The 8,546-nt window shown below is 74.5% G+C and carries 7 protein-coding genes; 1 reads left to right on the forward strand and 6 read right to left on the reverse strand.

Annotation, left to right across the window (positions count from 1 at the left end; genetic code table 11):
- The 6 genes from ECOMGDLI_RS03510 to ECOMGDLI_RS03535 all read right to left on the reverse strand — a co-directional run.
- On the reverse strand, positions 1-813 hold an 813-nt coding region (locus tag ECOMGDLI_RS03510), incomplete at its 3' end, for a CaiB/BaiF CoA-transferase family protein (protein WP_143447492.1).
- Complete coding sequence (locus tag ECOMGDLI_RS03515) at positions 810-3,044, reverse strand: 3-hydroxyacyl-CoA dehydrogenase NAD-binding domain-containing protein (protein ID WP_233153299.1); 2,235 nt, start codon at positions 3,042-3,044, stop codon at positions 810-812. The genes ECOMGDLI_RS03510 and ECOMGDLI_RS03515, both read right to left, overlap by 4 nt.
- A 3-nt stretch (positions 3,045-3,047) precedes the next feature.
- Positions 3,048-4,259: an acetyl-CoA C-acetyltransferase gene (locus tag ECOMGDLI_RS03520; RefSeq protein ID WP_088313745.1), complete on the reverse strand. Its 1,212-nt coding sequence runs from the start codon at positions 4,257-4,259 to the stop codon at positions 3,048-3,050.
- Between the two features lie 33 nt (positions 4,260-4,292).
- On the reverse strand, positions 4,293-5,504 hold the full coding sequence (locus ECOMGDLI_RS03525; protein ID WP_088313747.1) for an acyl-CoA dehydrogenase family protein: 1,212 nt from the start codon (positions 5,502-5,504) through the stop codon (positions 4,293-4,295).
- 89 nt (positions 5,505-5,593) lie between these two features.
- Entirely contained in the window at positions 5,594-6,277 is a 684-nt protein-coding gene (locus ECOMGDLI_RS03530; RefSeq protein WP_088313751.1) for a response regulator transcription factor, read from the reverse strand.
- Positions 6,270-7,469 (reverse strand): sensor histidine kinase, encoded by a 1,200-nt coding sequence (locus ECOMGDLI_RS03535; protein WP_088313754.1) that lies wholly within the window; start codon positions 7,467-7,469, stop codon positions 6,270-6,272. Before ECOMGDLI_RS03535 ends, ECOMGDLI_RS03530 begins: the two co-directional genes overlap by 8 nt.
- Positions 7,470-7,600: 131 nt before the next feature.
- Between ECOMGDLI_RS03535 and ECOMGDLI_RS03540 the strand changes: the two genes are divergently transcribed.
- Positions 7,601-8,500 (forward strand): ABC transporter ATP-binding protein, encoded by a 900-nt coding sequence (locus tag ECOMGDLI_RS03540; RefSeq protein WP_088313757.1) that lies wholly within the window; start codon positions 7,601-7,603, stop codon positions 8,498-8,500.
- Positions 8,501-8,546 lie beyond the last annotated feature (46 nt).

The raw sequence follows: 8,546 nt of genomic DNA on the forward strand, positions 1-8,546 counted from the left end.
GGCGTCCCCTGGTACGACACGTACGCGACGTCGGACGGCGGCTGGGTCGCCGTCGAGCCCGAGCGTCGTCATGAGCAGCGCGAAGAACTGCGGTTCGAGGGCGCCGACGGCGACCCAGCCGCCGTCCGACGTCGCGTACGTGTCGTACCAGGGGACGCCGCCGTCGAGGAGGTTCTCCCCCGGCGGCCGGCTCCAGAACCCGGCGGCCCGCAGCCCGTGGACGAACGTCATGAGCAGCGAGGCGCCGTCGACCATCGCCGCGTCGACGACCTGGCCGCGGCCGGAGACGCTGCGCTCGTGCAGGGCGGCGAGCACCCCGACGACGAGGAGCATCCCGCCGCCGCCGAAGTCGCCGACGAGGTTGATCGGGGCCTGCGGCGCCGAACCGCTGCGGCGCAACGGCTCGAGCGCGCCGGCCAGGGCGATGTAGTCGATGTCGTGCCCGGCCCGCGCGGCGAGCGGGCCGTCCTGTCCCCAGCCGGTCATCCGGGCGTAGACGAGCCCGGGGTTGCGGGCCAGGCACTCCTGCGGGCCGATGCCGAGCCGCTCGGCGACGCCGGGCCGGAACGGGTCGACGAGGACGTCGGCCGCCGCCGCGAGGTCGAGGACGGCGGCCACGCCGGACGGCGACTTGAGGTCGACCTCCGTGCGGCGCCGGTTGCGCCCGAACGGGTCCGGCAGGAACGTGCCGCCCGCGCGGTCGACCCGGACGACGTCCGCGCCGAGGTCCCCGAGGACCATGCAGCCGAACGGCGCCGGCCCGATCCCGGCGAGCTCGACGACCCGGAGCCCGGCGAGCGGGCCTGCGCTCACGCGGCCCCCGCCGGGGCGCTCTCCCGCTCCGCGCGCTCGACGAGCGAGGCCGGCGGCGCGAACCGCGCACCGTACGCCGCCTCGAGCTCGCGGGCCCGGGCGACGAACCCGGCGACACCTCCGGCGTAGCCCTCGACGTACTGCAGGACGCCGCCGGTCCACGCCGGGAAGCCGATGCCGAGGATCGAGCCGATGTCGCCCTCCTCCTTGGTGCGGAGCACGCCCTCGTCGAGGCAGCGGACGGCGTCCACGGCCTCGGCGAAGAGCATCCGCTCCTGGAGGTCGCCGAACGGCACGCCGTTCGTCGCCTCCTCGGCGGAGCGGGCACCGGCGTTCGCGCCGAACTCGGCGAACAGGCCCGGCCACAGCCGCAGCCGGGCGCCGTCCTCGCCGTACTCGTAGAAGCCGGCCTTCCCGGCGCGGCCCGGGCGACCGAGCGCGACGAGCCGGTCGACGACGGCCTTCGACGGGCTGTCGGCGACCGTGTGACCCGCTGCCGCGGCGGCCTTCTCGGTCTGCGTCCGGATGTGCTGCATGAGCGTCAGGCTCACCTCGTCGGCGAGCGCGAGCGGCCCGGTCGGGTAGCCGGCCTGCAGCGCCGCCTGCTCGACCGACTGCGGGTGCACGCCCTCGGCGACCATCGCGACCGCCTCGTCCATGAAGCGGCCGATGACCCGGCTCGTGAAGAAGCCGCGCGAGTCGTTGACGACGATCGGCGTCTTGCGGATCTGCTGGGCGTAGTCGAACGCACGGGCGAGCGCCTCGTCACCGGTCGACGCCCCGACGACGATCTCGAGCAGCGGCATCTTGTCGACGGGCGAGAAGAAGTGCAGCCCGATGAAGTCGCCCTGCCGCTGGACCCCGGTCGCGAGGTCGGTGATCGGCAGCGTCGAGGTGTTCGAGGCGATGAGCGCGTCCGGCGCGACGACCTTCTCGACCTCGGCGAGCACGGTCTTCTTGAGCGCCGGGTCCTCGAAGACGGCCTCGACGACGAGGTCGCAGCCGGCGGCGTCCGCCATGTCGGCGGTCGGGTGGATCCGGGCGAGGACGGCGTCCGCCGCCTCCTGCGTCGTCCGGCCGCGCTGCACCGCCTTGGCGAGGAGCTTCTCGCTGTACGCCTTGCCCTTCGCGGCGGACTCGGGCGTCACGTCCTTGAGGACGACCTCGATACCGGCCTGGGCGCTGACGTACGCGATGCCGGCGCCCATCATCCCCGCACCGAGGACGACGACCTTGCGGACCGGCCGCTGGGGCACGTCCTTCGGCCGGCTCGCACCGCCGGCGATCGACTGCATGGAGAAGAAGAAGGCCTTGATCATGTTCGTCGACACCTGGCCGCAGAGCAGCTCGACGAGGTAGCGGGTCTCGATGGCGAGCGCGGTGTCGACGTCGACCTGCGCGCCCTCGACGGCCGCCGCGAGGATCGCCTTCGGGGCCGGCATCGGCGCCCCCTTGAGCCGCTTGCGCAGGTTCGCCGGGAACGCGGGCAGGTTCGCCGCGAACGACGGCGTGGACGGCGTCCCGCCGGGGATCCGGAAGCCCTTGACGTCCCAGGGCTGGGACGGCGCCGGGTTGGCCGCGATCCATGCGCGGGCCGCGGCCATCATCTCCTCGGGCGTCGCGACGACCTCGTCGACGAGCCCGACCTCCTTGGCCTGGGCCGGCCGCAGCTGCTTGCCCTCGAGCAGCACGGACATGAGGGCGTTCGCGATGCCGAACATCCGCACCGTGCGGGTCACGCCGCCCGCGCCCGGGAGCAGCCCGAGGGTCACCTCGGGGAACCCGAAGCGGGCCTTCGGGTTGTCGAGCGCGACTCGGTGGTGGCAGGCGAGCGCGATCTCCAGGCCGCCGCCGAGCGCGGACCCGTTGAGCGCGGCGACGACCGGCTTGCCGAGCCGCTCGAGACGGCGCAGCACGGCCTTCATGCCGTCGACGCTCTCGGTGAGGGCCGCGGCGTCCGCGGGGCCCGCCCCGACCATGAGCTTGAGGTCGCCGCCGGCGAAGAAGGTCTTCTTGGCGCTCGTGACGACGACACCGGTGATGCCGTCGCGCCCGGCCTCGAGCCGGGCGACCGTGGCCGCCATCGACCGGCGGTAGGTGTCGTTCATCGTGTTCGCGGACTGGCCCGGGTCGTCGAGGGTGAGGACGACGACGCCGTCCTCACCCTGCTCCCAGCGGATCGCGGGGCTGTCCTGGCTGCTGCCGTGGGTGGAGCCGTCGTGCTGCGTCACGTCTCAGACCCTCTCGATGATGGTGGCGACGCCCATGCCGCCGCCGATGCACAGGGTGACCAGGGCCCGGCGCGCGTCACGGCGCTCGAGCTCGTCGACGACGGTGCCGACGAGCATCGCGCCCGTCGCGCCGAGCGGGTGGCCCATGGCGATGGCGCCGCCGTTGACGTTGACCTTCTCGGGGTCGAGCCCGAGGTCCTTGGTGAACTTGAGGACGACGGACGCGAACGCCTCGTTGATCTCGAAGAGGTCGATGTCGTCGACCGTGAGCCCGGCGGTCGCCAGCGCCTTGCGGCTCGCGGGTGTCGGGCCGGTGAGCATGATCGTCGGGTCGGCGCCGCTCACCGCGGTCGCGACGACCCGGGCCCGCGGGGTGAGGCCGAGGTCGGCCCCGACCTGCTCGCTGCCGACGAGCACGAGCGCGGCGCCGTCGACGATGCCCGAGGAGTTGCCCGCGGTGTGGACGTGGTCGATCTTCTCGACCCAGTGGTACTTCTGGAGCGCGACGGCGTCGAAGCCGCCCATCTCCCCCATCGCGGCGAACGCGGGCGGCAGCGTGCCCAGGCCCTCGATCGACGTCTCGGGCCGCATGTGCTCGTCGTGGGCGAGGATCTCCAGGCCGTTGCGGTCGCGGACCGGGACGACCGAGCGCGCGAAGTGCCCGCCCGCCCAGGCCTTCGCGGCCCGCTCCTGGGAGCCGAGCGCGTAGAGGTCGACGTCGTCGCGGGTGAACCCCTCGAGGGTCGCGATGAGGTCGGCGCCGATGCCCTGCGGGACGAACGACGTGTCGTAGTTCGTCTCGGGGTCCATCGCCCACGCACCGCCGTCAGAGCCGATGGGCACCCGGGACATCGACTCGATGCCGCCGGCGACGACGAGGTGGTCCCAGCCCGAGCGGACCTTCTGGGCGGCGAGGTTCACCGCCTCCAACCCGCTGGCGCAGAAGCGGTTGAGCTGCACGCCCCCGACGGTGTCGGGCAGCCCGGCGGCGATCCCCGCCGTCCGGGCGATGTCCGCGCCCTGGTCGCCGACCGGGGACACGACGCCGAGCAGGACGTCGTCCAGCCGGTCGGTGTCCAGGCCGGGGTTGCGCTCGCGCAGCGCGTCGATGAGCCCGACGACGAGCGTCACGGGCTTGACCCCGTGCAGGGAGCCGGTCGCCCGGCCCTTGCCGCGCGGCGTCCGCAGCGCGTCGTAGATGTAGGCCTCGGTCATCGCTTCTCCCTGTTCCGGAACGGTTCTGGGGCCTCAGAGCGCACGGGCGACGAGCTCCTTCATGATCTCGTTCGACCCGGCGTAGATCTTCTGCACCCGCGCGTCGGCGTACATCCGCGCGATCGGGTACTCGGTGGTGTAGCCGTAGCCGCCGAACAGCTGCAGGCACTTGTCGACGACGGTGCACTGGCTGTCGGTGAGGTGGAACTTCGACAGCGCCGCGGTCGCGACGTCCAGCTCGCCGGCGAGGTGCCGGACGACGCAGTCGTCGGCGAAGGTGCGCCCGGAGCGCGCGAGCGCGAGGCACTCGGCGAGCACGAAGCGGGTGTTCTGCTGCTCGAAGAGCGGCTTGCCGAAGGCCATCCGCTCCTTGGTGTACGCCACCGTCAGCTCGACGGCGCGCTCCATGGCCGCGACGGCGGTGACGCCGATGACGAGCCGCTCCTGCGGGAGCTGCTGCATCATCTGGACGAAGCCGAGCCCCTCGGCCGGGCCGAGCAGGTTCGCGGCCGGCACCCGCATCCCGTCGAAGAACAGCTCCGCGGTGTCGTTGCCCTGCAGGCCGAGCTTGTCGAGCTTGCGCCCGCGCCGGAAGCCCGGGACGTCGTCGCCGAGCTCGCAGACGAGCAGCGAGATGCCCTTGGCGCCCGCGGAGGTGTCGGTCTTCACCGCGAGGATCAGCAGGTCGGCGAGGATCCCGTTGGTGATGAACGTCTTCGAGCCGGTGACGACGTACTCGTCGCCGTCCCGCTCGGCCCGGGTGCGCAGCGCCTGGAGGTCCGAGCCGCCGCCCGGCTCGGTCATCGCGATCGCACCGACCGTCTCGCCGCTGCACAGCCCTGGCAGCCAGCGCTGCTGCTGCTCGGGCGTGCCGTAGGCGAGCAGGTAGCCGGGGATGATCCCGTTGTGGACCCCGAGCCCGAGGGTCGACTCACCGCTGCGGACCTGCTCCTCGAGGACGACGGCCTCGTGCGCGAACGTGCCGCCCCCGCCGCCGAGGTGCTCGGGCACGGACGGGCAGAGCAGCCCGAGCCGACCGGCGGCGAGGTAGTCCGCCCGGTCGGGGTGGCCCTGCGCGAGGAGGCGCTCCTCGTGCGGCATGACCTCCTTGGTGAAGAAGGTGCGCGCGAGGTCGGCGAGGTCGTCGTGCTCCTGGGTGCGCCACGGCGAGCGGACGGCGAGCGGCGCCGGCGCCCGGCGACCCGCCCCCGTGGGCGCAGCACCTGCGTGCGTGTCGACTGCCATGGCGGGGGTCCCTCCGTCGCGACTGCTCCCAGGCTCGCCCCGAAGCATCACCCGCTTGTTGGCAACCTGTCAACAACCCTCGAGCAGCGTCAGAGCAGGCCGGCGTCGTGGACGCGGATCGCGATCTGGACCCGGTTCGCGGCGTCGAGCTTGGCGAGCAGCGCGGTGACGTAGGACTTCACCGTGGCGACCGACAGGTAGAGCTCGCCGGCGATCTCGGCGCTCGTCAGGCCGCGGCCGATCGCGACGGCCACCTGGCGCTCGCGCTCCCCGAGCCCGTCGAGCTGCGCCCGGGCCGCCTCGCCGCGGCCGGAGCCGCCGGCCGTCGCGACGGCGGCCATCACGGTCCGGGCCACGGACGGCGAGAGCATCGGCTCCCCGGCGTGCACCCGGTGCACGGCGGTGAGGATCTGCTCCGGCGGGGTGTCCTTGAGCAGGAAGCCGCTCGCCCCGGCGCGGACCGCCGCCAGCACCGTCTCGTCGGCGTCGAAGGTCGTGAGGACGACGACCGCGGGCGGCCGGGGCCCGGCCACCAGGTGCGCGGTGGCGGTGATGCCGTCCTCGCGGGGCATCCGGACGTCCATGAGAACGACGTCCGGGTGCAGCGACGCCGCCGCGGCCCGGGCCTCGACGCCGTCGGCCGCCTCGCCGACGAGCTCGACCCGAGGGTCGGCACCGAGCACGAGGCGCAGCGCCGACCGGACGAGCGGGTCGTCGTCCACGACGAGCACCCGCACCCGGTCGGTGTCCGGGCCGTTCCCGCGGTCAGTCATGGTCCTCCGTCGCCGGCCACGGCAGCAGCACCCGCAACGACCAGCCGCCGTCCGCCGTCCGCCCGGACTCCATCCGACCACCGGCGAGCGAGGCCCGCTCCGCGAGGCCCACGAGACCGAGCCCGGAGCCGCCCGGTGCCCCGGCGCCGACCGCTACGACGATCGAGGCGCCGTTGCGGACCTCGACCTCGAGGTCGTCGCCGGGGCGGCCGGTCACCCGCACGGTCACCGCGGCACCCGGGGCGTGCTTGCGGGCGTTGGTCAGGCCCTCCTGCACGACGCGGTAGACGTGCCGCCCGAGCGGCGCGGGCGGCTCGCCGTCCAGCCGGGTCTCCAGGTCGACCGGGCCCGCCGTCCGGGCCTGGTCGACGAGGTCGGCGAGGTCGGCGACGGTCGGCTGCGGCGGCCGGCCCGCGTCGCTGTCGCGCAGCACCCCGAGCACGCCCCGCAGCTCGTCGAGCGCCTGCCGGGACGCCTCGGCGATGACCCGGGCCTCGCTGCGCACCTCGCCCGGCTCCAGGTCCGCCCGGAAGGCCAGGACCCCCGCGTGCATCGAGACGAGGGAGAGCCGGTGCGCGAGGACGTCGTGCATCTCGCGGGCGATCCGGGCGCGTTCGGCCTCGCGGGCCCGCTCGGCGGCCACGGCCTGCTCCCGGTCGGCCGCCTCGGCGCGCAGCCGCCACGACTCGACGAGCTCGCGGCGTGTGCCGAGGTAGAGCCCCCAGGCGACGAGCCCGCCGACGAGGACGCACAGGAGCGGCAGCAGCAGCCACCACTCCAGCGGGTCCCGGCTGGGGTACACGTACTCGAAGACCATCCCGGCCGAGACGGAGACCAGCGCGACGGGCACGATCTCGCGCCACCGGCGCCGGGTGGCGACCGACACGAGGGTCACCAGGCCGGCCGGCCCGGCGACGCCCGAGACGGCACCGAGCGCGTTCGTCACCAGCGCGACGGTCATCGGGAGACGGCGGTGCAGGAGCAGCAGCCCCAGCGAGAGCGGACCGAGGACGAACACGTCCACGACGAGCAGGAGCGACAGCCGGTCGGACAGGGCGTCCGGGTCGGGCATCTCGGCGAAGACGACGAGGAGCGAGACGACGCCGGCGACCGCCGCCACGAGGACGCGCCACGTGTGGCCCCACCGGGTCAGCGGCGGCTGCCCGGGCGGGCCCGTCGGGGTGGTCGTCATACCCGTCAGCGTAGGAGGGCCCCCGGCGACCCCGGCACCACCGAAGGTCGACCGGGCGGCCGACCTTCGACGCCACCCCGTCGCCGTCCGGGGGTGCCTGCCGGCACGGTCCGGCGGCGAGGTTTGTCGGCATGATCCGACTCGAGAACCTCACCAAGCGGTACGGCGGGTTCACCGCCGTCGACGACGTCACCTTCGAGGCCCGGCCGGGCCTCGTGACCGGCTTCCTCGGCCCGAACGGGGCCGGCAAGTCCACCGCGCTGCGGATGGTCTGCGGGCTCACCCCGCCGACGTCCGGGCGCGTCACCGTGCTGGGCCGCGCCTACCGCGACCTGCCGACGCCGGCCGCGCACGTCGGCACCCTGCTCGACGCCGCCGCGCAGCACGCCGGTCGCACGGGACGCGAGATCCTCACGCTCGCCGCGATCGCCGCCGGCCGGCCGCGCAGCCGGGTCGACGAGATGCTCGACCTCGTCGGCCTCACCGCCGACGAGTCCCGACGCCGGGTGCGGCACTACTCGCTCGGGATGCGGCAGCGGCTCGGGATCGCGCACGCCCTGCTGCCCGACCCGCAGGTGCTCGTGCTCGACGAGCCGGCGAACGGGCTCGACCCGCAGGGCATCCACTGGATGCGCACGCTGCTCGCCGGGCTCGCCGCGCAGGGCCGGACGGTCCTGCTCTCGTCGCACCTGCTCCACGAGGTCGAGCTCGTCGCCGACGAGCTCGTCCTCATCGGCCGCGGCCGGATCGTCGCCCAGGGCAGCAAGACCGCCCTGCTCGCCGGGACCGGTTCGGTCGCGACCACTCCGGAGCCGCGGCGTCTCGCCGAGGCGCTCTCCCGCGCGGGGGTCACGGTGCGCGCCGTCGACGGCGACGTCGTGTCCGCCGAGGCGGACGGCGGCCGGGTCGCCCGGGTGGCGCTCGACGCCGGGCTCCTCGTCACGGACCTGCGCCCGGCGCAGGGCGCCCGGCTCGAGCAGCTGTTCCTCGAGCTCACCGGCAGCGCCGACCGGTCGGCGGTGGCGGCATGAGCGCGACCCCGACCCGGACGGCGGCCCCCGCGAAGGCGGCCGCCGG

The organism is Kineosporia sp. R_H_3 (genome assembly GCF_002198675.1).
Taxonomy (GTDB): domain Bacteria; phylum Actinomycetota; class Actinomycetes; order Actinomycetales; family Kineosporiaceae; genus R-H-3.

Bases quoted from the DNA above. Each gene is read 5' to 3' on its own strand.
- ECOMGDLI_RS03520 (WP_088313745.1), bottom strand. From the start codon at position 4,259: ATGACCGAGGCCTACATCTACGACGCGCTGCGGACGCCGCGCGGCAAG.
- ECOMGDLI_RS03525 (WP_088313747.1), bottom strand. From the start codon at position 5,504: ATGGCAGTCGACACGCACGCAGGTGCTGCGCCCACGGGGGCGGGTCGC.
- ECOMGDLI_RS03530 (WP_088313751.1), bottom strand. From the start codon at position 6,277: ATGACTGACCGCGGGAACGGCCCGGACACCGACCGGGTGCGGGTGCTC.
- ECOMGDLI_RS03535 (WP_088313754.1), bottom strand. From the start codon at position 7,469: ATGACGACCACCCCGACGGGCCCGCCCGGGCAGCCGCCGCTGACCCGG.
- ECOMGDLI_RS03540 (WP_088313757.1), top strand. From the start codon at position 7,601: ATGATCCGACTCGAGAACCTCACCAAGCGGTACGGCGGGTTCACCGCC.